We start from the raw sequence: 21807 nt of genomic DNA on the forward strand, positions 1-21807 counted from the left end.
TCTTCAGTACCAGATGGACAGGTGCGGCGCCGTGGCGACACGGAGCGCGTCGGACAGGGCCGCGATCTTCGCGGCATCGCCCGTGACCCGGCCCGCCGCGGCGAGCGTCCCGAGCGAGACGGATCCGAGGTAGGCCGCCGACAGGGCTCCGACGTCGAGCGTCACCTCGGCGCGCTCGCCGTCGCCGAGCGATTCGACGCGGACGCCCTCGGCGCCGAGCTTCGCGACGGTCCAGGCTCCGGCGGCGATCCCGAGCGGATCCGTCACCCGCAGGCGCACGCCGAACGCACCCGCGAGCGAGCGAGCGGACAGCGCGGCCGGCACGTCGAGGATGCGCAGCCAGCCGTGGTCGTGCACCGCCTGGGTGATGGCGCGGCGATCGCGCACCAGCCACGGCAGCGGGTCGTCGATCGGCTGCAGGCTCGCCTGGACGGTCGAGACGAGGTCGTAGGTGATCGCGAAGCGCCAGAGGGCCGCGCGTGCGTCGGGGGTCGCGGCGATGAGCTGCTCGACGCGCAGCGTGTGATGGGAGAAGTCCGTGCCCTCCTCGACGCGGAAGGCGAGGGATCCGACGAGCTCGCCGTCGGCGTCGATCGCCCGCACGCCGCGCACGTGGCCCGGCTTCTCGGCGCCCGGAACGAGCGCCGCGGACTGCCGCCAGCGGCGCGGCCATGCCTCGATGTCGCCGAGTCGCTGTCCGCGCGTGCGCTCGTGCAGCGTGCCGAGGTCATCGGCGAGCTGCTCGCGGTCGACGAACCGGATCCGCGCGGCGGGTTCATGCGGCCCCCAGCCGGCGCGCTTCGCGTCGATCGTCACGCCTGCGACGGGGATGGCGGATGCGAAGCCGTAGCGGCCGTAGATCGTCGCCTCGCTGACGGTGAGCCCGGCCATCGCGAGTCCGGCGTCCGCGGCGGCGCGCAGCTCGCCTTCGAGCATCCCCCGCGCGATCCCCCGGCGGCGGTGCGTCGCCGCGACCGTCACGCCGCTGATGGCCCACATCGGGATCTCGCCGCCCGGGACCGTGAGGGGCGTCACCCACGAGCACTCGGTCGCGACGGGGAGCGGCTGCAGTGCGTCGCGGTCGTAGACGGCGATGACTCGGCGCTCCGATTGCAACGCCAGCTCGTCGTCCACCTCCTCCTCGGACGGTTCACCGCCGAGGAATCCGCGGTGCTCGGCGCGCAGCTGATCGGCGAGCTCGTCGCCGGAGATCACCCGATAGTCGAGGCCCTCCTCCCCGAGGCGGTCGCGGGAGATCGGGTCGGCGGGCACGGTGCGTGCGTCGAGAATGCTCACCCGCCCAGCCTATGCAGAGTACGTCGCCTAATGAGGCTCAGACTGCACGTCGCGGAGTTTCGCGATGACCTGCAGGCGGAGATCGACCGGGGCCGACTCCTCGCTGCAGGCGCGGTGCACCGCGGTCGTCAGCGTGCGCGCGACGGTCGCCTCGTCCTGGCACTCGGGGCAGTTCGCGATGTGCTCCCGGATCTCGGTATGCGCCGTCTGACAGCAGTCGATCTCGCCCCTCACGAAGGCCTCGAGGTCGGCGCGCGTCTTCTCACAGCCGCAGTCGCTCACTTGTCCACTCCTGTTCTCGCCGCGGCGATCCCTCGTTCCGCGGCGTATCCCCGCAGGCTCTCGCGCAGCAGCCGCCGGCCGCGGTGCAGACGGCTCATGACGGTGCCGATGGGGGTCTTCATGATGTCGGCGATCTCCTGATAGGCGAAGCCCTCGACGTCGGCGAGGTACACGGCCATCCGGAAATCCTCGGGCAGCTCCTGCAGGGCGTCCTTCACGGCCGACGCCGGCATGTGATCGATCGCCTCGGCCTCGGCGGAGCGGTGGCTCGACGCGGTGGTCGACTCCGCGCCGCCGAGCTGCCAGTCCTCCAGGTCGTCGATGGCGCTCTGGTAGGGCTCGCGCTGGCGCTTGCGATACCCGTTGATGTACGTGTTCGTGAGGATCCGGTACAGCCACGCCTTGAGGTTCGTGCCCTGGCGGAACGTGTGCCACGCGGAGAACGCCTTGACGAACGTGTCCTGCACGAGGTCGGAGGCGTCCTGCGGGTTGCGCGCCATGCGCATGGCCGCGCCGTACAGCTGATCCATGAACGGAAGGGCCTGCTCCTCAAACTGCGCCCGAGGGTCAGAAGGCGGGGAGATCTCGTCGGCGTCGTCCATCACCGACCAGCCTACGCGGGCGGGGGCGTACTGCACGTGCGGGGCGTCCGCAACACACGCCGTGGAAATCATCCGTCACCTCGTCTCGATCCTTCACTAGGGTGGAACGCGATGACCACGCGAGGGTATTCCCCCACGTCCACCGCCCCGACCGACGCGCCCCGGGGTCCGTTCGACGCGCCGACGGCGAAGACGCCGCTCAGCGCGACCGTGACGGTGCCCGGGAGCAAGTCCCTGACCAACCGCGAGCTGATCCTCGCCGCCCTGGCCGATGGGCCTGGGCGCATCGAGGCGCCGCTGCACTCGGCCGACTCGCACCGCATGGGCGACGCGCTGCGCGCGCTCGGCGTGCAGATCGAGCGTGTGCCGGGCGCAAGCCCGTTCGGCGACGACGTCGAGATCACGCCGTCGCGCGAACTCCGCGGCGGCTGCGAGATCGACAGCGGCCAGGCCGGCACCGTCATGCGATTCGTCGCGCCGCTGCTCGGCCTCGCAGACGGCGATGTGCGCATGACCGCCGACGAGAACGCGCTCCACCGGCCGATGGGCACGATGATCAAGGCCCTGCGCGACCTCGGCGTCGACATCGACGACGGCGGGCACTGGAGCCTGCCGTTCACGGTGCACGGGCACGGCCACATCCGCGGCGGCGAGCTCGAGATCGACGCGTCCGGGTCCAGCCAGTTCGTGTCGGGCCTGCTGCTCGCGGCGCCCCGCTTCGACGTCGGCCTGCACCTCAAGCACACCGGCCCGCGCCTGCCGAGCATGCCGCACATCGAGATGACGCTCGAGTCGCTCGCGCACCGCGGGGTGCACGTCGAGCGTCCCTCGCCCCATGAGTGGATCGTGCCGGCGACGCTCCCGCGCGGCAAGACCATCTCGATCGAACCGGATCTGTCGAATGCGGCGCCGTTCCTCGCCGGCGCCATGGTGGCGGGCGGCTCCGTGACGATCCCGTCGTGGCCCGCGCACTCGACGCAGCCCGGCGGCCACCTCACCGAGATCCTCTCGCTCCTCGGCGGCCGCGTGACGCGCCGCGGCGGCGCCGTCACGGTGACGGCGGGCAAGACGATCCACGGCGTCGACCTCGACCTCTCGGCCGTCAGCGAGCTCACCCCGACCCTCGTCGGCCTCGCGGCGTTCGCCGACTCGCCGTCCGCCTTCACGGGCATCGGCCACATCCGCCAGCACGAGACGGATCGTATCGCGGCGCTCGTGGAGAACCTGCGCGCCGTCGGCTGCGGCGCGGAGGAGCTGCCCGACGGGATCCGCGTGATCCCGTCCGCCGAGATGCACGGCGGCACGTGGAAGGCGTTCCACGACCACCGCATCGCCACGACGGGCGCGCTCGTCGGCCTGCGCGTGCCCGGCGTCGTCATCGACGAGATCGGCACGACCGGCAAGACGATGCCGCAGTTCGCCTGGCTCTGGCAGCACATGCTCGACGCGTGAGCGGGCGGATCCTCGTGTGAGCTGGTGGAACGACGTCGATGACGACGATGACGACGACCTCTTCGACGAGGCCGATGTGCGCGTGCGGCCGAACCCGAAGGCGAACAGGCCGCGCACGAAGCGCCGTCCCGCGCACGACGACGCCGTCACGGGCCGCGTGCTCGGCGTCGATCGCGGCCGATACCGGGTCCTGATCGACGAGGACGCGCCGGGCGAGCACGAGATCACCGCCGTGCGGGCGCGCGAGCTGCGCAAGACGGCGATCGTCACCGGCGACAGGGCGCGCATCGTCGGCGACACGACGGGCGGCGAGGGCACCCTCGCCCGCATGGTCGGGATCGAGGAGCGCACGAGCCTGCTCCGCCGCTCGGCCGACGACACGGACCAGGTCGAGCGCGTCATCGTCGCGAACGCCGACCAGATGCTCGTCGTCGTCGCCGCCGCGGATCCGCCGCCGCGCCCGCGCCTCGTCGACCGCTACCTCGTCGCCGCACTCGACGCGGGGATCCGCCCGCTCATGGTCGTGACGAAGACCGACCTCGCAGATCCGGCCGATTTCCTCGCGCACTTCGACGGCCTCGACGCCCTGCGGGTGTTCCTCTCAGCGCAGGACGCGCCGCCCCTCGCCGAGATCGATGCCGCGCTCGCAGGGCACTCGACCGTGTTCGTCGGGCACTCGGGCGTCGGCAAGTCGACGCTCGTCAACGCGCTCGTGCCCGACGCCGATCGCGCGACGGGGCACGTGAACGAGGTCACGGGCCGCGGACGCCACACCTCGTCGTCGACGATCTCGCTGCGCTACCGCGGCGAGGCGGGCTCCGGCTGGGTCATCGACACCCCCGGCGTGCGCTCGTTCGGCCTCGGGCACGTCGACCCCGCGAACATCCTCACGGCCTTCCCCGACCTCGACGATGCGGCCGCCGACTGCCCGCGCGGCTGCACTCACCTCGCGGACGCGCCCGACTGCGCCCTCGACGACGCCGCGCGGGACGAGCGGATCTCCCCCGCGCGCCTCGCGTCCCTCCGCGGACTCCTCGACACCTTCGCGGGGCGAGAGGATTCATTCGGTCGGTGACGGATCCGGCTTCGCCGTCCGCAGGATCTTCCCGCGCCCTTCCCTACGCCTCGCTCGTGACGGCGATGAGCACCTCGGGCCAGCGGCGGTCGAGGATCCGTCCGCCCCAGACGACGCCCGCGCAGGCCGCGGCGGCGCCGATCACGAGGCCGCAGGCGAGGCTCGCCCAGCCCGCCCAGGGCATCCAGATGCCCGCGATGCCGAAGCCGAGGGCGGGCGCGCCGACGATGAGCGTCGACGGCGCCATGATGGCGAGGGCGGCGAACGACTGCACGCCACCCGAGGAGCCGCGGCCGAGCGGGTTCGCCTCCGGTGCGGGGGCGCGCCCCGGGAGCCACGGTCCGACGACGGCGCCCGCGCCGAGCGCGACGAGCACGAGGCCGATCGAGGCGCCGAGGCTGGCCGGCAGCAGCGACCAGTCCCCCACCGCGAGGCACGCGAGGACGCAGAGGATCGCCGTCGCGGGCACGGCGATGATCGCCGTGGCCAGCACGCGGCCGGCACGGTCGTCGACGCCGCGCACGCCCGCCGCCAGGTGCAGTGTGATGGCGTCGTGGTCGTAGGCGATGTCCATCTGCACGATGGTCGCGACCATGACGGCGACGGTCGCGGGGAGCAGGATCGTGGCCGGCGCGAGACCCGCGGACTCTCCCCGCATCATCGACATGAGCTGGGGGATGCTCAGCAGCACGGGCAGCAGGAGCATCGTGACGACGTTGATGATGTGCCGCGGATCCCGACGCCGATACCGCAGCACGCGCGCGGCGATCGCGCCCGCGGGCGTCGACGGGAGCATCCGGTCGAGGATCGCACCGCCGCGGATCTGACCGCCGCCCCGATGCGCGATCGGCGCGACGAGGCGCGCGGCGAGCATCGCGCGGGCGGCGAGCCAGAGCGCGGCGAGCGTCGCCCCGGCGATCGCGAGCCGGATCATGGCGGCGCCCCACGAGCCGGACGCGAGCGCCGCCGGCACCCCGTACGCGGCCCCGATCGGCGTCCAGGCCAGGGCGTCCGCGACCGCCGCCGCACCGGCGCCGACACCGCGGAAGACGATGGCCGTGTTCAGAAGGGAGCTGATGATCAGGCCCGAGCAGGTCACCAGGATCGCGCCCGCGATGACGAAGAGGTCGCGCGTGCGCCGGCCCGCCAGCCACCGGGCCGCGAGCCCTCCGACGACGCGTGATCCGAGGATGCACGTGGCGAGCGCGACCGGGATCAGGATCGCACCGGCGAGGAGCGCGAGCGGATCGACCGACCATCCGACGAGCGTGACGAGCAGCGCGACCGTCGTGGCGATCCCGCCGATCCCCGCCGCGCCCGCGGCCACGAGGCCCGGCAGCAGGCGGCCCGCGCGCACGGGGAGCAGGGCGAAGCGCTCGGGCGCCATGAGGTCGTCCGCCCCGACGACGAGCGCGCCGATCCACCAGCCGGCCGTGAGCACGGATCCCGCGATCACCACCGAGGTGACGGCGTCTGCGGGCGCGAACATCCGCAGAGCGACGAGGCCCGATGCCAGAGCGGCGAGGAGGCCCAGCGCGGTCATGATGCCGATGACGAGCGAGACGATCATCCACGGGTTCCGTGACAGCTGGTGGCCCAGCTGCCGCATCCGCAGCTTTACGAGGAGCGCAGCCATGCCAGAGTCTCCTCCCCGAGCTCGTGACGTCCGACGAGGTCGAGGAAGCGGTCCTGCAGCGACGAGCCGGACCGCACCTCGTCGAGGCTGCCGTGGGCGAGGATCCGACCGGCGGCGACCACGGCGACGCGATCGCAGAGCGACTCGACGAGCTCCATGACGTGGCTCGACATCACGACGGTGCCGCCGCCCGCGACGAAGGCGCGCAGGATCTGGCGGATCGTCTCGCCCGAGACGGGGTCGACGGCCTCGAGCGGCTCGTCCAGCACGAGCAGGCGCGGGGCGTGGATCAGGGCGCAGGCGAGGCCGATCTTCTTCCGCATGCCGGCCGAGTAGTCGACGACGAGCGTGCGGTCCGCGCCCGACAGGCCGAGCGCCTCGAGGAGCTCGCCCGCCCGCTCGGTGACGTCGGCGTCGGCCATGCCGTGCAGAAGGCCCGTGTAGCGCAGCAGTTCGGATCCCGTGAGGCGATCGAACATCCGCACACCGTCGGGCAGGACGCCCATGCGCCCCTTCGCGGCGGCGGGATCGGCCCACACATCGTGCCCGAGCACGGTCGCGGTGCCGGCGTCGGGGCGCAGCACGCCTGTCGCCATCGACAGCGTCGTCGTCTTCCCCGCGCCGTTCGGCCCCAGCAGCCCGAGCATCGCGCCCGCGGGCACGTCGAGCGACAGGTCGTCGACGGCGACGAACTGCCCGAACCGCTTGCGCAGGCCCCGGAGCGAGAGGACGAGTGGGGCGCCGTCGGCGCCGACGCGAGGATCCGGCGAATCGATCATCCCTCCACGCTACGGGCGGGGCGCACCGGCGGCATCCACCCTGAGGTGGAGTTCTGCGGTGAGCCCCCTGCGCGCGCCCGCCGATACCCTGGAGGGATGACAGAAACGCGCCTCGAAGCCGGATCCCCCGCCCCCGATTTCACCCTCCTCGATCAGGACGGCGCGGCCGTCTCGCTCGCCGACCTCCGTGGGAGGAAGCTCGTCATCTTCTTCTACCCCGAGGCCATGACGCCGGGCTGCACGACCGAGGCGTGCGACTTCCGCGACTCGCTCGCGTCGCTCCAGGGCGCCGGCTACGAGGTGATCGGGATCTCGCGCGACGAGCCCGCGAAGCTGAAGCGGTTCGCCGAGCGGGACGCGCTCACCTATCCCCTGCTGAGCGATCCCGACACCGCCGTGCACCGCGCCTACGGTGTGTGGGGCGAGAAGATGAACTACGGGAAGGTGATCGAGGGCGTCATCCGCTCGACCTTCGTCGTCGACGAGCGCGGCGACATCGCCCTCGCGAAGTACAACGTGAAGGCGACGGGCCACGTCGCCCGCATCCGCAAGGACCTCGGGCTGGACTGAGCCGGGGGCCTTGCGCCCGGGGTGAACGCGTGTTTACATGTCAGGCATGAACACGCGTTCACCTCTCTCTGACGATCCGACGGCGGATCCGGATCCGATCGTCCTCGCCGCCGTGCATCGCTTCGCGCGGGAGGGCTTCTCCGCGCCCCTGCGGCAGGTGGCCGCCGACGCGGGCGTGAGCGCCGCGCTCATCATGAAGCGCTTCGCCTCGAAGGACGGGCTGCGCGCCGCGTGCGACGACTACGTGCTCGCCTGGATCCGGCGGGTGAAGGCCGAGAACATGCAGGCGGCGGCGAACGGGCAGCTGCTCGCCTCGCTCGCCACGACCGACGAATACGCCCCCCTGCTCGTCTACGTCATGCACTCGGTCATGGAGGGCGGCCAGCTCGGCCGCGACTTCGTCGAGCACATGATCGCCGACGCCGAGGTGTACACGGCCGAGGCCGTCGCCCGCGGCGTCGTGCGCCCGAGCCGCGACGAGAAGGCGCGCGTGCGCTTCCTCGTCATGAGCGGCCTCGGCACATTCCTCCTCTCCCTCCTGCTGCGCCCCGTCGACGACACGAGCGATCTCGCCGCGGTCAGTCGGCGCCTGCAGGAGGACACGACGCTCCCCATGCTCGAGCTGTACACGGAGGGCATGCTCACGAGCCGCACGGTGCTCGACGAGTACCTGGCGCACAGGGAGGACGAGTCATGAACCCCATCGACATCCAGGGCCTCGACAAGAGCTTCGGATCGTTCCGCGCCCTGACCGGGCTCGACCTGACGCTCGCCACCGGCGAGGTGCGCGGCTTCCTCGGGCCGAACGGGGCCGGCAAGTCCACGACGATCCGCGTCCTCCTCGGCCTGCTGCGCGCCGACGGCGGCACGACGCGGCTGTTCGGCCGCGATCCGTGGCGCGACGCCGTCTCGCTGCACCGCCGCCTCGCGTATGTGCCGGGCGATGTGTCGCTGTGGCCGAACCTCACGGGCGGGGAGGCGATCGACTACCTCTCGCGCCTCCGCGGCGGCGTGGATCCGGCGCGCCGCGGCGAGCTGCTCGAGCGCTTCGAGCTGGATCCGACGAAGAAGGCGCGCACCTACTCGAAGGGGAACCGGCAGAAGGTCGCGCTCGTCGCGGCCCTCGCGAGCGACGCCGAGCTGTACATCCTCGACGAGCCGACGAGCGGCCTCGACCCGCTCATGGAGGCCGTCTTCACCGAGGAGGTGCGGCGGCTGAAGGAGCGCGGAGCCTCGGTGCTGCTGTCGAGTCACATCCTCAGCGAGGTCGAGAAGGTGTGCGACACCGTCACGATCATCCGCCAGGGAACGTCGGTCGAGCAGGGCACGCTCGCCGAGCTGCGGCACCTCACGCGCTCGCGCGTCGTCGCCGTCGTGCGGCACCCCATCGACCTCGGTTCCACGCCCGGCGTGCACGACGTCGAGGTCGCTCGGGTCGAGGGCGGCACGCGGCTGACGTTCACGGTCGAGGATGACCGGATGGGCGACGTGCTCGCCACGCTCACAGAGCACGGCATCTCGTCGCTGTCCGCCACACCGCCGTCGCTCGAGGACCTCTTCCTGCGTCACTACGGCGACGAGCTCGACGCCGAGCGCGAGTTCGCATCATGACCCTCGCGGCGAACACGCTCCCGCTGCGCGGCCCCGTCGCGCGTCCCGGGACCCTCACGGGCGTCGGCGCACTGATCCGACACATCGTGCGACGCGACCGGGTGCGCATGACCGTGTGGGCGCTGTCGATCGCCGCCTTCATCGCCTACTTCGCGGTGGCGCTCACCACGGTGTTCGACGCCGCCGCGCTCGCGGCGCGCGCCGCCGTCATGCGCACCCCGTCGGGCATCGTGATGGGCGGGCCGGGCTATGGGCTGGACGACTACACGGCGCCCGTCGCGATCGCGAACGAGGGGATCACCTGGATCGTCCTCGCCCTCGCGATCATGAGCATCGCGCACGTCGTCCGGCACACGCGCGCCGAGGAGGAGAGCGCGCGCGCCGAGCTCATCCGCGCGGCGCCCGTCGGCCGGCACGCCGCGGCCGTGGCCGCGCTCGTGACGCTCGCGGCCCACCTGATCGTGATCGCGGCGCTCGGTGCCGCGGCCCTCGTCGCCCTCGGCGACGAGGTGCCGGTGCCCGACGCGGTCGCGCTCATGCTCGGATCGGCGGTGTCCGCGCTCGTCTTCGGCGCGGTCGCACTCGTCACGGCGCAGATCAGCGAGCACGCGCGCGCCGCGAGCGGGCTCGCGCTCGCGGTGTTCGGGGTCTTCTTCGTCATCCGCGCGGCGGGCGACCTGCAGGAGACGGGCGGATCCCCTCTGTCGTGGTTCTCGCCCATCGCCTGGGCACAGCAGACGCGCCCGTTCGTCGACCTGCGCTGGTGGCCGATCGCGCTCGGCCTCGCCGCGACGGCGCTTCTGCTCGCCCTCGCCGCGGTGATCGCCTCCCGACGCGACGTCGGCGCCGGGCTCCTCCCCGCCCGTCGCGGGCGCGCCGCCGCGAGCCGCGCGCTCTCCTCGCCGTTCGCCCTCGCCTGGCGCCAGCAGCGCGCCGCGCTCGCCTGGACGGCCGCGGGGCTCGGTCTGCTCTGGTTCGGGGCCGGGACGATGATGTCGACGCTCGACGACATGATGTCCGAGCTCGTCGCGTCGAACGCGGCGTTCGGTGCGATGTTCGGCGAGGATCCGACCGCCTTCACGGCGAGCTTTCTCGGCGTCATGGCGCTCTTCGCCGGCATATGCGCGGCGGCGTATGCGATCGGCGCGGGCCTGCGCCCGGGCGGCGAGGAGGCGTCGGGACGCCTCGAGCTCGTCGCCGCGTCCGCCGTCTCGCGCGCGGGCTGGTTCGCCGCGCAGCTCGCCGTCGCCGCCCTCGGCGCGCTCGCGGTGATCGCCGTGTCGATCGGCGCCCTCTGGGCGGGCGTCGTCGTGGTCGGGATCGAGGATCCGGGCGTCGCCGACTTCGCGCGCGTGCTGGCGTTCACCGCCCCCGCCGTGCTCGTGTTCCTCGCCGCGACGGCCACGCTGTACGCGTGGGTCCCCCGCGCCGCGGGCGCCGCGTGGGCGGTGCTCGCCGTCGCCTTCGCGATCGGGATGTTCGGGCCGCTCTTCGAGCTGCCCGACGCCGTCCTCCGGCTCTCGCCCTTCCACGGCGTCTCCGGCGCGTTCCTCGACGACGCGGACATCGTGCCGCCGATCGTGCTCGCGGCCATCACTGCGGCGCTCTTCGCGCTCGCACTCGTGGGCTTCCACCGCCGCGAGGTGCGGACGGGGTAGGCGCCCTCAGGCTACGGCGCGCCGGTGTGGGCTGAGCGCGGCCACGGCCAGCACGACGGCGCCGCACGCGATGATCACCCCCACGATCGGCACGGCGGCCGCGGCGAATGACGCGGCCTCCGCACCCACCACGATGCTCGTCGCGACGGCGACTCCGAGCTGGCGCGCCGTCGACGCCATCCCGCCCGCGACGCCGGCGCGGGCGGACGGGAGGCCCGCGAGCGCCGTGCTCGTGAGGGGCGCGTTCGCGAACCCGATCCCGATGCCGATCAGCGTGAGCGCGGCGCCGAGGATCCCGGGCGCGACCCCGTCGAGCACGGCGAACAGCAGGGCGCCGCCGGAGTCGGCGGCGACGGCGCGAGCGAATGGAGCCCGAAGGCGGTATCAGCGCGAGGCGAGCCACTCCGTGAAAGGAGCTCCGAGACGATCGGCGTCGCGGGCGGGCAGCGCGAGACCGGCCCGCATGCCCTTCATCTGCGGGGTGGGCAGGCTGACCGAGGGCACCCAGCCGCGATATCCCTCGGAGCGGGCATACGCCTTCACCATGGCGTCGAGCGCCTCCTCCTGCGGGCCGGCGATGTCCACGACCCTGCCCTGAGCACGGCCCGCGGCGAGCGCTGCAAGACGCCCGCCGACTTCTCGCGCGGCGATCGGTTGAATCCGCGCTCGCGGCGCGAGGTGCAGGGGCCCGGCCTTCGCCCGAGCGAACATCTGCGCCGCGAATTCGTGAAACTGCGTGGCCCGCTGGATGGTCCACGGAACCGGCGAGGCCTCGACCACGGACTCCTGCGCGACCTTGCCCGCGTAGTAGTCGTGCGGCACACGATCGATGCCGACGATGGACAGCAGCACCAGATGGCCGACGCCGGCGTGCGACGCCGCGCTGATGAGGTTGCCGGTGGCGGTCGTGAAGAACTCGACCGCGGCATCGGCCTTCAGCGTCGAGATGTTCGCCGCGTCGATCACCGAGTCGACGCCCGTCAGTGCGTCGTCCAGTCCTCGTCCGCTGAGGAGGTCCACCCCCTGCGATCGACTCAGCACCACGGCCTCATGACCGGCGGCGCGTACCGCCCCGACGGTCAGGGCCCCGACGACGCCGGTGCCCCCGGCGACTGCGATCTTCATCGATGATTCTCCTTCGTCACGTCGATTCTGTCGGCGTCGTGTCGATCGACGCGGCGCCCCGGCAGCATGAGCACGATCCCCAGCAGCAGGCTGCCTCCGAGCGAGATGGCGTTGCCGACCACGTCGATGATCGGCATCTCCGCGAAGTGCGAGGCATGGTAGATCAGGTGCGGCAGTCCGAACACCGCCCAGGCGACCCCGACCACGCGCCCCGGCTCCGACCGTCGACAGAACGCGGCAGCGATGCTCGCGACGGCGAGTGCCAGGTAGAGCGCGCCGACGTCACGGATGAGGTGTTCGTTGAACGGGCCATCGACCGCGATCCAAACCCTCCCTAGTCCGGGAAACGACGTGTAGAAGGAGGCCGGCCATACCGCCGCCCATCCTCCGACGAAGACGCCGATGGCCGCGGTCGTCGCCAACAGGATGCGCCGTAGGATCATGCTCATACCTCTCCGACGACGCAGGCGCGTCGAATGTGAGCAACCGAAGCGAACGACCTCCAGGGATGGCAGAAGAACCGTTGATCGTCGACACCGCACGCACGCTCGAACACGACGCGCTTCTCGCCGTGGGCTACCGACTGCTCGGCACCGTCACGGACGCCGAGGACGCGGTGCAGGAGACGTATGTGCGCTGGTATCGGATGTCGGAAGCCGAGCGCGCCGAGGTGCGCAACCCCGCGGCCTGGCTGACACGCGTCGTGAGCAGGGTGTGCCTCGATATGCTCGGTTCGGCCCGCGCTCGTCGCGAGCGGTACGTCGGCGAATGGCTCCCCGAACCGATCCCCGGTGACGCGCCGATCGCCGGCGCTCCGCCCGTGGATCCGGCGGCTCAGGTGTCGCACGACGATTCGATCAGCATGGCTCTGATGGTCGTGCTCGATTCGCTGACCCCCGCCGAACGCGTGGCGTTCGTGCTGCACGACGTGTTCGCCATTCCGTTCGCCGAGATCGCCGAGACCGTGGGAAGGACCCCCGCGGCGGTTCGCCAGCTCGCCTCGCAGGCGCGCCGCAAGGTCCGTGAGCGCCAGGACGGCCTCGCCACGCGCGAGCGGCACGATGCCGTCGCGCGTGCATTCGCCGAGGCGACGACGACAGGAGACCTCGAAGGGCTCATCAGGATCCTCGATCCTGATGTCGTGCTCCGCTCCGACGGCGGCGGCAAGGCCTCCGCCGCCCGCCGACCCGTCGTGGGCGCGGACCGGGTGGCCCGCTTCCTCGTGGGGCTGCCGCACCTTCAGCCCGGGACCCGCATCGCCTCCGCGATCGCGCCAGGCGGGCTCGCGTTCCTCGCGTCGGTCGACGGGCAGCCCGATTCCGTCGTCTCGATCGCGGTCGCGCACGAGCGGATCACCGACGTCTTCATCGTCCGCAATCCCGACAAGCTCACGCTCTGGCGCTGACGTCCGCGCCGGCCGGGACGGCGCCGGATCCGCGGGGCGGCGCGGACGGGCCGCGACGCCGTCAGCGCTCGGTGACCTGCCCCGCCTCCACCAGCCAGCGCCGGTCGGTGCGCACCGTGTCGAGCATGCGCCGGTCGTGTGTGACGAGCAGGAGCGCCCCGTCATACGATTCCAGCGCCTGCTCCAGCTGCTCGATCGCCTCGACGTCGAGGTGGTTCGTCGGCTCGTCGAGGACGAGGAGGTTCACGCCGCGGGCCTGCAGCAGGCCGAGGCCCGCGCGCGTCCGCTCCCCCGGCGAGAGGTCGCCGGCGGCGCGCGTCACGTGGTCCGCGCGCAGCCCGAACTTCGCCAGCAGGGTGCGCACCTCACCGGAGGTCATCTCAGGCACGAGCTGTTCGAACGCCTCGGCGAGCGGTGCCGCCCCGGCCAGTTGCGAGCGCGCCTGATCGATCTCGCCGATCTGCACGCTCGCGCCGAGGCTCGCGGATCCCTCATCGGGCCGCTGCCGGCCGAGCAGCGCGCGCAGCAGCGTCGACTTGCCCGCGCCGTTCGGCCCCGTGATGCCGATGCGATCGCCCGCATCGACCTGCAGCGACACGGGTCCGAGCGTGAACGGCCCCTGCCGGAGGACGGCTCCGCTCAGCGTCGAGACGACGGAGCTCGAGCGCGGCGCGGCGCCGATCGCGAGCTGCAGCCTCCACTCCTTGCGCGGCTCCTCGACCTCCTCGAGGCGGGCGATGCGGCTCTCCATCTGGCGCACCTTCTGCGCCTGCTTCTCGCTCGACTCCGTCATCGCGCGCCGGCGATTCTTGTCGTTGTCCGGCGCCTTGCGCATCGCGTTGCGCACGCCCTGGCTCGACCACTCCCGCTGCGTCCGCGCCCGCGCGACGAGGTCGGCCCGCTTGTCGGCGTACTCGTCGTACTGCTCCCTGGCATGGCGGCGGATCGTCGCGCGCTCCTCGAGGTACGCGTCGTATCCGCCGCCGTAGATGCGGTTCGTGCCCTGCGCGAGGTCGAGTTCGACGACGCGCGTCACGCAGCGCGCGAGGAACTCGCGGTCGTGGCTCACGAGCACGACGCCGCCGCGCAGCCCGTGCACGAAGGCCTCGAGTCGCTCGAGCCCGTCGAGGTCGAGGTCGTTGGTCGGCTCGTCGAGCAGGGCGATGTCGAAGCGCGAGAGCAGCAGCGCCGCGAGCCGGACCCGGGCGGCCTGTCCCCCGGACAGCGACGTCATGAGCGCTCCGTCGATCCCTCCGGCGTCGAGGCCGAGTTCGGCGAGCACGACGGGGATCCGCTCGTCGAGGTCGGCCGCTCCGCTGGCCAGCCAGCGATCGAGCGCCGACGCGTAGGCGTCACCGGGATCCACGCCGCCCGCCGCGAGCGAGGGGTCGCCCAGCGCGGCGGCGGCCTCGCCCATCGCGCGCGTCGCCGCGGCGCATCCCGTGCGCCGCGCGATGTGCGCGGCGACCGTCTCGCCGTCCATCCGCTCGTGCTCCTGCGGCAGCCAGCCGACGAACGCGTCGGCCGGCGCGAGCGCGATCGTGCCGTCCTGCGGCCGGTCGACGCCGGCCAGCAGGCGCAGCAGGGTCGACTTGCCCGCCCCGTTTGGGCCCACGACGCCGACGACGTCGCCGGGCGCGACCGTGAGGTCGAGCGCATCGAAGAGGGTGCGGTGGCCGTATCCGCCGGCCAGGCCGCTCGCCACGAGAGTCGCCGTCATCCTGCGATCCTCCCACCTCGGCGGCGCCCGGCGCGTACGGCACAATCGGGGATGTGCCTGATGATCCCTCGACGCCGCCGGCCGGCGCGCCCCCGCGGCGACACCGCGCATGACGGGCGACCTGCGCGTCGCGCCGGGCCCGGGCGCGCCTCGTGGGCTCGTCGTCCCCGCGGGCGAGCTCATCGAGCAGTTCTCGCGTTCGTCCGGCCCGGGCGGCCAGGGCGTCAACACCGCCGACTCGCGCGTGCAGCTGAGCCTCGATCTCGGCACGACGACGGCCCTCGACGACGCTCAGCGCCGGCGCGTGCTCGACGAGCTCGCCCCGCGCCTGGCCGGCACCGTCCTCATGATCAGCGCGTCGGAGCACCGCTCGCAGCGGCAGAACCGCACGTCCGCCCGGCAGCGGCTCGCGGACCTGCTCCGCGAGGCCGTCATGCCTCCCGCCGTCCGACGGCCGACGAAGGCCACGAGGGGCTCGCGCCGGCGCCGCCTCGAGGCGAAGCGCCAGCGCTCCGACATCAAGCGCAGCCGCAGGCGGCCGGATCGGGGCTGAGAGAGGAGCGATGATACGAAACGCTCCCTGATCATCAGGAATTCTCGGTGGACTTCAGGGGAGCGTGCTCGAGAATCACCCCACCGCTTGTCCGTATATCCGCAACGCACGGTCACCTCCTCATCGTGGGGTTCGTCCCCGCCGACACGTCAGCTCGAATCCGCGCTCCTCCGATGGCGCTCTGGCCGAGGTGGCCCTTCATCGCACCCCGCGAACAGGGATGATCGTGAGGCCGCCGAGCGCGGAGCAGACGATCGAGAAGGCGAAGAGCCCGGTGTACGTGCCGCCTGCGAGCGCGATGACGGTGGCGGCGATGACCGGCGCGATGACCTGCGGCAGCTGGTAGGCGAGCGCGACGATCCCGAGGTCTTTGCCCGCATCCTCACGGCTGGGCAGCACCTCGGTCATGAGCGCGACGTCGACGGCGATGTAGGCGCCCTGCGCGAAGCCGACGATCACCGTGCCGACGAGGAAGCCCTGCGTGCCGTCGCTCGTCATGAGCACGACGATGCCCGCGGCGGAGCAGAGCCCGGAGAGCCAGATGATGCCCTTGCGGCGGCCGAGCCGGTCACTCAGCCAGCCGAACAGGATGGTGGCGACGATGTTGCCGACGAAGAAGTACGCGAGCGCGAGGGTCTGGACGCCGCCAGCTTCCTCTGCCGTGTAGCCGAGCGTGTCCATGATGAGGAAGAACAGGAACAGCGAGATCGAGAAGATCGACATCGTCATGAAGAATCGGCTGATCCACGCCCATGCGAAGTCGCGATACCTCCCCGGATGCAGCCAGTAGGTCGAGACGAGATCCGCCGCTCGCAATGGCGCGGGGCGGTCGGTGCGCACGGCGTCGCGGTAGCCGACGAGCATCGGCAGCACCGTGACGAGACCGAGTGCGCCTGGCGCCAAGAACCAGGTCCAACTCGCGTCGATCGGCAGGGCTGCGACGATCGCCGTCGCGACGATCGTGGCGATGCCCGTCGAGACGCCGACGGCCGCAGAGACGCGGGCTCGGATGCGCGCGGGCACCTGGTCGGCGAGCAGCGTGTGGTTCGCCATCTGCACGGCGCCGTAGCCGAGCTGCACGACGACCCAGCCGAGCACGATCGCAGGCACGCTCGTCGCGGCGGCGAGCAGGACGCAGCCGATCGTGCCGACGATGAGTCCGCCGAGGTACCAGGGCTTGCGCATGCCCATGCGCAGCGTCGTGCGGTCGCTGAGTCTGCCCATGAGCGGCGTCGCGAGCATCACGATGATGCCCCCGACCGTCGAGACGATCGCGAGGTTCGTCTCCTTCGCGCTCTCGTCGAGCAGCGCGAGAAGCTTGGGCAAGGAGGCGCCCACGATCGCGCCGTTGACAACGCCCGCGCCGAACCATGCGATCACGAGCAGCGGCAGGAACGGCCAACTCTGTCCGGTCCCGATGATCTCATCGCCGTTGAGCGGGTGGGTGCGCTGGGTGTTGGTCGACATCGGCGTCGCCTTCCGCGTCGGTGGTCAGGAGTTCGTGGCTTCGTGCAGTGCCCTCAGAGCGCTGACGGCGGCGGCGTGCCACTGCCGCGCTGCCAGCAGGACGCCCACCATGCCGCCGGAGTCGTGGGTCTGGCCGAGCGCGATCGTCGTGCTCGACGGCACGCCCGCCGCGCGCAGTCGTACGTGGTACGCGGCGGCGTCGCCGCGCAGCACGTCGTGCTCGGCGGCGAGGATGACGGCGGGCGGCAGCCCGGTGAGGTCGTCACGCAGCAGCGGCGAGACCCGCGGGTCCTTTGCGCGGCGGGTGCCGCCGAGGTAGTCGCGGGCGAGCGAGCGGAACTCACGCATCATCAGGAACCTCGGAACGCGCAGCTCACGCAGCGCCGCGAAGTCGGCGTGACCGGCGGTCAGATCGAGCGCGGGCACTTCGAGCAGCTGCAGTCGCAGCGGATGCCGGTGCCGGTCGAGGTTCCACTGCGCGACGCCCGCCGCGATCGCCCCGCCGGACGACTGCCCACCGACCGCGATCCGCGCCGCATCGATGCCGTGCTCGGCTGCGTGGGCCATCGTCCAATCAAGTACGGCGAGCCCTTGCTCGATGGCAGTGGGGAACGGATGCTCGGGGGCCTGGGCGTAATCGACCGCGATGACGATGATGTTCGCGTCGATCGCGCGCTGCGCGTGCATCCACCGGTTCGAGGCGAAGTCGTTGGCCCCCTGGCGGAAGGCACCGCCGAAGAAGGTGATGACAGCGGGGAGTGCGCCGCCGGCGCCATGCGGACGATGAAGTCGGATCGACACTTCGGGATGACCCTCGACGGGCACCCTGACTCGATCGATCGCGACGTCGGGGATGGGCAGGCCGACGCGTTCCCAGACGCGTTCGGCGACGGCCGCCGCGACCCTGCGGCGATGTTCTGGGCCTCTGATGCGCTCCCGCTTCGCGCTTGCACGTTCGGCGGCGAGCAGACGCAGGATCTCTGGGTCGATGGTCATCCGCTCGTCTCCTCAGTTCCGTACGCGTCTTGCAGTGCCCTGTCCACGAGGCGCTGCCACCGCTGCGCGCTCGTCGAGCTGCGCGTGATGCCTGGGGAGCCGTGAAGGGTGCCCGGCACGACGTGCTCGGCGACGTCGACGCCCGTTGCTCGCAGGCGATCGGCGAGCAGTGCCGCGCCCTGGCGCAGCGGATCATGCTCGGCGGCCACGACGAGCGTCGGCGGGAATCCCCCGAGGTCGGCGGCGTCGGCCGCGAACGCGGCACCGTCCGTATCCGGGCGGTACGCCTCCAACAGCGTGTCGATCTCGTCGCGCTGGGCCTGTGGTGCATCCACGAGCAGATCGTGGAGTCCGCGCAGCGAGACGGCGGGAACCTCGAGGGAGAGGTGGTGGAGGTCCGACGCTCCGCGGCGTGCGAGCTCGAGCGTCGCGCTCGCGGCGATCGAGGCTCCGGCGGAGTTGCCTCCGAGACCGAGGCGATCGATGTCGATGCGCAGCTCGGATGCGCGGACGCGCAGCTCCGCGAGCACCCTGATCGTCTGGTCGCGCGCCGCGGGGAACGGATGCTCGGGCGCAAGCGCGTAGGCCATCGAGACGATGCGCACGCCCGTCCGCACGGCGCGCCAGGAGAGCATGCTCTCGTTGACGAGTTCGCGCGGGCTGCCGTGGATGAAGCCGCCGCCGTGGAGGAACAGCTGGGACGGCACGGCGGCGCCACGGTCGAGCGGCTCATAGACGCGCGCATAGGTGCCGAGTGCGTCGGCATCGATCTCGATCTCGTGGATGCGGCACGCGGACGCGGGCGCGACGGCGGTGGCGCCCGCGAGGGTGTCGGCGAGCCGCCGTGCGCGATCGCGCTGATCGGCGATCGTTCCCTCGGCAGTGGGGACCCCCCAACGCTCGCGGAGCTGCGCTTCAAGTGCGAGCCATTCGGCGGTGCCGAGACCGCTGTCGAGCATGGGCTCCCCGTCGAACCGTGATGACATATTCAGATCGAAGCACTTCGATAGAAGCACTTCGGTAGCGATGAGCATAGATCGAAACACCGCGTCCGGCAAGCGCCGCCGAGCTAAGCTCTCTTCCATGCCGGGGCAAGGGACGAAGCCGACGATCTACAGCGTCGCGGCGCGTGCAGGCGTCAGCATCTCGACAGTGTCACTCGCAATCAACCAGCCACAGCGTGTGAGCGCCGCCACACGCAGGCGCGTCGCGGAGGCCGCCGACGCGGAGGGCTACCGGAGTCGCGGCGGCGGCCCGCGCGCAGGGCTGCGGACGATCGCCGTGGCCGCCCCGTTCTCCTCCTGGCCGAGCTACTACGCACGGCTCGACGGCGTGCTCGCGCACTGCGCGGGAGCCGGCGTCGAGGTGCTCGTGCACGATCTCCCGTCGCCGAACGAAGTCGAGGCGCCGCTGCTCGACGCGCTGCCCGTACGCGGCGACCTCGACGGCGTCATCATCATGGGCACGCCCCTCAGCGCCGACGCGGAGGAGTCGATCCAGCGCGGCGGCACGCCGACCGTGCTCGTCGACGCCATGAGCGAGGTGCTGCCGACGGTCACCGTCGACGACGCCCACGGCGGCCGCCTGCTCGGCACGCATCTCGTCGAGCTCGGCCACCGCACCGCTCTGTACGCCCACGAGGGGCAGGTCTCCGACGACTACGTCTCCGCCGGCATGCGCCGATTCGCCGGGGTTGCCGCGGCGATGACGGCAGCCGGCGGCACCGTCGAGCCGGTGCTGCTCGACGACGGCGTGCTCGCAGTCGCCGAGCAAATGGGCGCGACGGCGATCGTCGCGAACCATGATGCGCTCGCGGCCGAACTGCTGCGGTTCGCCGCCGCACACGGTGTCGAAGTGCCCGGTACCTTCTCGGTGACCGGATACGACGGCGGCGCGCTCGCCGATGCGCTCCGGCTGACGACCATCGCGCAGCCATTCGCCGAGAGCGGCAGAGCCGCCGCGGAACTGCTCGTGGGCATGCTCAGCGGCACCGCGCCGTCTGTCCGCACGGTCGGCCTCGCATGCTCGCTGACTCCGGGTGCGACCACTGCACGGCCACGCCGACCGTGACCGCGCGACGCTGACACCGCAACCGGCTCGCAGACCGCAGCAGCAAGCGGAATGACACGCCCTGGGCGACAGAAAGCGACCTACGGAGCCAGCGCCTTCAGCCCGCACCGAGCCGAACAAATCCGCACGGTGCTGCACCTGGTGTTCGACCGGCTCGGAGCATTCAGCGGTGAATCGCCCCGGGTTTGGTGGAGGGTTTGATTCCCCGAGGGGATGATGACTATGCCAGCACCGAGGAAGTATCCACCGGAGCTTCGTGAGCGCGCGATGCGGCTTGTCGCCGAGGCCAGGAAGGAAGATCCGGAGCTGTCGCTGAACGCGGCCGTGGACCGGATCGGGCAGCGGACCGGCGTGAATGCCGACACGTTGCGAAGCTGGTGCAAGCAGACCGCGATCGACGCCGGCGAACGGCCCGGGACGACAACGAATGATGCCCAGCGCATCAAAGGGCTCGAGGCGGAAGTGCGCGAGCTGAAGCGCGCCAACGAGATCTTGCTGGCGGCCACGTCGTTCTTCGCGCGGGAGCTCGACCCGCGGCTGTCATGGTGATTCAGTTCATCGATGATCATCGCGACCGGTTCGGGGTCGAGCCGATCTGCCGCGTGCTCACCGAGCACGGCGTCCAGATCGCTCCGTCCGGGTACTACGCGTTCAAGACACGTCCCGTCTCCGCGCGGGCTGTCGGCGACGATGAGCTGGTCGTCGAGATCGAGCGGGTGTTCTGGGACCGGAAACTCGGCCGCGGGATCAGCGGAGCTCGGAAGGTCTGGCGTCCGCTGCGCCGCGAGGGCATCGAGGTCGCCCGCTGCATCGTCGAACGCCTCATGCGCCGGCAGGGACGACGTGGCATCCGGCGCGGGAAGCGGTTCGTCACGACCAGACCTGACGAGACCGCGCTGAGGCCGCCGAATCAGCTCCAGGGCCAGTTCCGTGCGGACCGTCCGAACGAGCTCTGGGTCGTCGATTTCACGTATATGTCTACCTGGTCGGGAGTGGCGTTCAGGGCGTTCGTGACCGACGTGTGCGCGCGACGGATCGTCGACTGGCGGACGATGTCGCGCATGCAGACCGAGCTGCCGCTCGACGTGCTCGAGATGGCGCTATGGGTCAGAGATCGGGCTGGCGAAGACGTCATCGGCGTCATCCAGCATTCGGATGCCGGGTCGCAATACACCGCGTTGCGCTACTCCGACAGGCTCGCCGAAGTCGGCGCTGTCGCGTCGATCGGGACCGTCGGTGACAGCTACGACAACGCCCTCACCGAGACGGTCGTCGGGCTCTACAAGAACGAGTGCGTCAAGATCGACGGGTCGCCTCGCAGCGCCGACGACCTCGAACTGGCGACGCTGTCCTGGGTCTGCTGGTTCAACGAGAACCGGTTGCACTCCTCGATCGGTTACTTCACCCCGATCGAGAAGGAGAACGAGTACTACCGTGAGAACACCTCCCAGCGACAACCGCCGCTGGGACAACCCGCTCTCCGCTAACCCCGGGGCGATTCAATCAACAC

The 21807-nt window shown here is 71.6% G+C and carries 22 protein-coding genes and 1 other annotated feature; of the genes, 10 read left to right on the forward strand and 12 right to left on the reverse strand.

Annotation, left to right across the window (positions count from 1 at the left end; translation table 11 throughout):
* Positions 1 to 3: 3 nt before the first annotated feature.
* Genes GB932_RS06365 through GB932_RS06375 form a run of 3 tightly spaced genes read right to left on the reverse strand, consistent with a single transcriptional unit; the run spans position 4 to position 2180 of the window.
* The gene (locus GB932_RS06365) at positions 4 to 1296 is read right to left on the reverse strand and encodes a GNAT family N-acetyltransferase (protein WP_156759858.1); all 1293 of its coding nucleotides are present in this window, start codon (positions 1294 to 1296) and stop codon (positions 4 to 6) included.
* Between the two features lie 27 nt (positions 1297 to 1323).
* The gene (locus GB932_RS06370) at positions 1324 to 1578 is read right to left on the reverse strand and encodes an anti-sigma factor family protein (protein WP_156759859.1); all 255 of its coding nucleotides are present in this window, start codon (positions 1576 to 1578) and stop codon (positions 1324 to 1326) included.
* A complete protein-coding gene (locus tag GB932_RS06375; RefSeq protein WP_197517336.1) occupies positions 1575 to 2180 on the reverse strand; it encodes a sigma-70 family RNA polymerase sigma factor in 606 nt (201 codons plus the stop codon). The genes GB932_RS06370 and GB932_RS06375 overlap by 4 nt, the downstream gene beginning before the upstream one ends.
* A 111-nt stretch (positions 2181 to 2291) precedes the next feature.
* Here GB932_RS06375 and aroA point away from each other — a divergent pair, with 111 nt between their 5' ends.
* Both aroA and rsgA read left to right on the forward strand, forming a co-directional pair.
* Complete coding sequence (aroA, locus tag GB932_RS06380) at positions 2292 to 3632, forward strand: 3-phosphoshikimate 1-carboxyvinyltransferase (protein WP_156759861.1); 1341 nt, start codon at positions 2292 to 2294, stop codon at positions 3630 to 3632.
* Positions 3633 to 3648: 16 nt separating this feature from the next.
* Entirely contained in the window at positions 3649 to 4707 is a 1059-nt protein-coding gene (gene rsgA, locus GB932_RS06385) for a ribosome small subunit-dependent GTPase A (protein ID WP_156759862.1), read from the forward strand.
* Positions 4708 to 4750: 43 nt separating this feature from the next.
* Here the strand turns inward: rsgA and GB932_RS06390 are convergent, their stop codons facing one another.
* Together GB932_RS06390 and GB932_RS06395 are read right to left on the reverse strand one after the other, a co-directional pair.
* Positions 4751 to 6343, reverse strand: coding sequence for a hypothetical protein (locus tag GB932_RS06390; protein ID WP_156759863.1), 1593 nt, complete (start codon positions 6341 to 6343; stop codon positions 4751 to 4753).
* Complete coding sequence (locus GB932_RS06395) at positions 6325 to 7122, reverse strand: ABC transporter ATP-binding protein (protein WP_156759864.1); 798 nt, start codon at positions 7120 to 7122, stop codon at positions 6325 to 6327. Before GB932_RS06395 ends, GB932_RS06390 begins: the two co-directional genes overlap by 19 nt.
* 96 nt (positions 7123 to 7218) lie before the next feature.
* Between GB932_RS06395 and bcp the strand changes: the two genes are divergently transcribed.
* Genes bcp through GB932_RS06415 form a run of 4 tightly spaced genes read left to right on the forward strand, consistent with a single transcriptional unit; the run spans position 7219 to position 10961 of the window.
* On the forward strand, positions 7219 to 7692 hold the full coding sequence (bcp, locus tag GB932_RS06400) for a thioredoxin-dependent thiol peroxidase (RefSeq protein WP_156759865.1): 474 nt from the start codon (positions 7219 to 7221) through the stop codon (positions 7690 to 7692).
* A gap of 46 nt (positions 7693 to 7738) precedes the next feature.
* The gene (locus GB932_RS06405; protein ID WP_156759866.1) at positions 7739 to 8389 is read left to right on the forward strand and encodes a TetR/AcrR family transcriptional regulator; all 651 of its coding nucleotides are present in this window, start codon (positions 7739 to 7741) and stop codon (positions 8387 to 8389) included.
* Positions 8386 to 9303, forward strand: coding sequence for an ABC transporter ATP-binding protein (locus GB932_RS06410; RefSeq protein WP_156759867.1), 918 nt, complete (start codon positions 8386 to 8388; stop codon positions 9301 to 9303). Before GB932_RS06405 ends, GB932_RS06410 begins: the two co-directional genes overlap by 4 nt.
* Positions 9300 to 10961: an ABC transporter permease gene (locus GB932_RS06415; protein ID WP_156759868.1), complete on the forward strand. Its 1662-nt coding sequence runs from the start codon at positions 9300 to 9302 to the stop codon at positions 10959 to 10961. Before GB932_RS06410 ends, GB932_RS06415 begins: the two co-directional genes overlap by 4 nt.
* Positions 10962 to 10967: 6 nt before the next feature.
* Here GB932_RS06415 and GB932_RS06420 read toward each other — a convergent pair whose 3' ends face one another.
* From GB932_RS06420 to GB932_RS06430, 3 genes are all read right to left on the reverse strand, one after another.
* The gene (locus GB932_RS06420) at positions 10968 to 11279 is read right to left on the reverse strand and encodes a hypothetical protein (RefSeq protein WP_156759869.1); all 312 of its coding nucleotides are present in this window, start codon (positions 11277 to 11279) and stop codon (positions 10968 to 10970) included.
* Positions 11280 to 11345: 66 nt separating this feature from the next.
* Positions 11346 to 12086, reverse strand: coding sequence for an SDR family oxidoreductase (locus GB932_RS06425; RefSeq protein WP_156759870.1), 741 nt, complete (start codon positions 12084 to 12086; stop codon positions 11346 to 11348).
* Positions 12083 to 12535: a hypothetical protein gene (locus GB932_RS06430; RefSeq protein ID WP_231916038.1), complete on the reverse strand. Its 453-nt coding sequence runs from the start codon at positions 12533 to 12535 to the stop codon at positions 12083 to 12085. The genes GB932_RS06425 and GB932_RS06430 overlap by 4 nt, the downstream gene beginning before the upstream one ends.
* 59 nt (positions 12536 to 12594) lie before the next feature.
* On the opposite strand from GB932_RS06430, the gene sigJ reads away from it, so the two are divergent.
* Entirely contained in the window at positions 12595 to 13491 is an 897-nt protein-coding gene (gene sigJ, locus GB932_RS06435; protein WP_156759871.1) for an RNA polymerase sigma factor SigJ, read from the forward strand.
* 61 nt (positions 13492 to 13552) lie between these two features.
* On the opposite strand, the gene GB932_RS06440 is transcribed toward sigJ, so the two are convergent.
* On the reverse strand, positions 13553 to 15211 hold the full coding sequence (locus tag GB932_RS06440) for an ABC-F family ATP-binding cassette domain-containing protein (RefSeq protein ID WP_156759872.1): 1659 nt from the start codon (positions 15209 to 15211) through the stop codon (positions 13553 to 13555).
* 109 nt (positions 15212 to 15320) lie between these two features.
* On the opposite strand from GB932_RS06440, the gene arfB reads away from it, so the two are divergent.
* Positions 15321 to 15764, forward strand: a complete 444-nt coding sequence (gene arfB / locus GB932_RS06445; protein WP_156759873.1) for an alternative ribosome rescue aminoacyl-tRNA hydrolase ArfB — start codon at positions 15321 to 15323, stop codon at positions 15762 to 15764.
* 198 nt (positions 15765 to 15962) lie between these two features.
* Here the strand turns inward: arfB and GB932_RS06450 are convergent, their stop codons facing one another.
* From GB932_RS06450 to GB932_RS06460, 3 genes are read right to left on the reverse strand one after another with little or no spacing between them, the layout of a single operon-like run.
* On the reverse strand, positions 15963 to 17231 hold the full coding sequence (locus GB932_RS06450) for an MFS transporter (protein WP_156759874.1): 1269 nt from the start codon (positions 17229 to 17231) through the stop codon (positions 15963 to 15965).
* A gap of 24 nt (positions 17232 to 17255) precedes the next feature.
* Complete coding sequence (locus GB932_RS06455) at positions 17256 to 18227, reverse strand: alpha/beta hydrolase (protein ID WP_156759875.1); 972 nt, start codon at positions 18225 to 18227, stop codon at positions 17256 to 17258.
* A complete protein-coding gene (locus tag GB932_RS06460) occupies positions 18224 to 19213 on the reverse strand; it encodes an alpha/beta hydrolase fold domain-containing protein (RefSeq protein WP_197517337.1) in 990 nt (329 codons plus the stop codon). Before GB932_RS06460 ends, GB932_RS06455 begins: the two co-directional genes overlap by 4 nt.
* A gap of 97 nt (positions 19214 to 19310) precedes the next feature.
* Between GB932_RS06460 and GB932_RS06465 the strand changes: the two genes are divergently transcribed.
* Positions 19311 to 20297: a LacI family DNA-binding transcriptional regulator gene (locus tag GB932_RS06465; RefSeq protein ID WP_197517338.1), complete on the forward strand. Its 987-nt coding sequence runs from the start codon at positions 19311 to 19313 to the stop codon at positions 20295 to 20297.
* Between the two features lie 222 nt (positions 20298 to 20519).
* A protein-coding gene (locus tag GB932_RS06470) for an IS3 family transposase (protein ID WP_438616700.1) occupies positions 20520 to 21784 on the forward strand; the annotation gives its coding sequence in 2 pieces (ribosomal slippage) (positions 20520 to 20811 and positions 20811 to 21784; 1266 coding nt in all).
* Positions 20804 to 20932, forward strand: a sequence feature (AL1L pseudoknot). Its footprint overlaps the gene before it by 129 nt.
* Positions 21785 to 21807: the final 23 nt, after the last annotated feature.

This window comes from Microbacterium karelineae (assembly GCF_009745985.1).
Taxonomy (GTDB): domain Bacteria; phylum Actinomycetota; class Actinomycetes; order Actinomycetales; family Microbacteriaceae; genus Microbacterium; species Microbacterium karelineae.

What these genes read in the sequence shown, in the direction of transcription:
- GB932_RS06455 (WP_156759875.1), bottom strand. Translation starts at nt 18,227, where the DNA reads ATGACCATCGACCCAGAGATCCTGCGTCTGCTCGCCGCCGAACGTGCA.
- aroA (WP_156759861.1), top strand. Translation starts at nt 2,292, where the DNA reads ATGACCACGCGAGGGTATTCCCCCACGTCCACCGCCCCGACCGACGCG.
- GB932_RS06405 (WP_156759866.1), top strand. Translation starts at nt 7,739, where the DNA reads ATGAACACGCGTTCACCTCTCTCTGACGATCCGACGGCGGATCCGGAT.
- sigJ (WP_156759871.1), top strand. Translation starts at nt 12,595, where the DNA reads ATGGCAGAAGAACCGTTGATCGTCGACACCGCACGCACGCTCGAACAC.
- GB932_RS06415 (WP_156759868.1), top strand. Translation starts at nt 9,300, where the DNA reads ATGACCCTCGCGGCGAACACGCTCCCGCTGCGCGGCCCCGTCGCGCGT.
- GB932_RS06395 (WP_156759864.1), bottom strand. Translation starts at nt 7,122, where the DNA reads ATGATCGATTCGCCGGATCCTCGCGTCGGCGCCGACGGCGCCCCACTC.
- GB932_RS06375 (WP_197517336.1), bottom strand. Translation starts at nt 2,180, where the DNA reads ATGGACGACGCCGACGAGATCTCCCCGCCTTCTGACCCTCGGGCGCAG.
- GB932_RS06410 (WP_156759867.1), top strand. Translation starts at nt 8,386, where the DNA reads ATGAACCCCATCGACATCCAGGGCCTCGACAAGAGCTTCGGATCGTTC.
- GB932_RS06440 (WP_156759872.1), bottom strand. Translation starts at nt 15,211, where the DNA reads ATGACGGCGACTCTCGTGGCGAGCGGCCTGGCCGGCGGATACGGCCAC.
- arfB (WP_156759873.1), top strand. Translation starts at nt 15,321, where the DNA reads ATGACGGGCGACCTGCGCGTCGCGCCGGGCCCGGGCGCGCCTCGTGGG.
- GB932_RS06430 (WP_231916038.1), bottom strand. Translation starts at nt 12,535, where the DNA reads ATGAGCATGATCCTACGGCGCATCCTGTTGGCGACGACCGCGGCCATC.
- GB932_RS06425 (WP_156759870.1), bottom strand. Translation starts at nt 12,086, where the DNA reads ATGAAGATCGCAGTCGCCGGGGGCACCGGCGTCGTCGGGGCCCTGACC.
- GB932_RS06390 (WP_156759863.1), bottom strand. Translation starts at nt 6,343, where the DNA reads ATGGCTGCGCTCCTCGTAAAGCTGCGGATGCGGCAGCTGGGCCACCAG.
- GB932_RS06460 (WP_197517337.1), bottom strand. Translation starts at nt 19,213, where the DNA reads ATGTCATCACGGTTCGACGGGGAGCCCATGCTCGACAGCGGTCTCGGC.
- bcp (WP_156759865.1), top strand. Translation starts at nt 7,219, where the DNA reads ATGACAGAAACGCGCCTCGAAGCCGGATCCCCCGCCCCCGATTTCACC.
- GB932_RS06450 (WP_156759874.1), bottom strand. Translation starts at nt 17,231, where the DNA reads ATGTCGACCAACACCCAGCGCACCCACCCGCTCAACGGCGATGAGATC.
- GB932_RS06465 (WP_197517338.1), top strand. Translation starts at nt 19,311, where the DNA reads ATGCCGGGGCAAGGGACGAAGCCGACGATCTACAGCGTCGCGGCGCGT.